General features: G+C 56.4%; 1 rRNA gene. It reads left to right on the top strand.

The annotated features are described in order from the left end of the window. A 23S ribosomal RNA gene (locus WFI24_RS34350) occupies positions 1–225 on the top strand; the annotation flags it as partial.

Genomic DNA, 225 nt, shown 5'->3' with positions numbered 1-225 from the left:
GTTTTAGGGGTGATGGCGTGCCTTTTGTAGAATGAACCGGCGAGTTACGTTCCCGTGCAAGGTTAAGGTGAAGAGCCGGAGCCGCAGCGAAAGCGAGTCTGAATAGGGCGACTTAGTACGTGGACGTAGACCCGAAACCGGGTGATCTACCCCTGTCCAGGGTGAAGGTGCGGTAACACGCACTGGAGGCCCGAACCCACGCATGTTGAAAAATGCGGGGATGAG

It is taken from the genome of Paenibacillus sp. USHLN196, assembly GCF_037144955.1.
Lineage (GTDB): Bacteria > Bacillota > Bacilli > Paenibacillales > Paenibacillaceae > Paenibacillus > Paenibacillus xylanexedens_C.
Note: the sequence above shows the minus strand (reverse complement) of the source record. Positions and strands in the feature narration are given on the sequence as shown.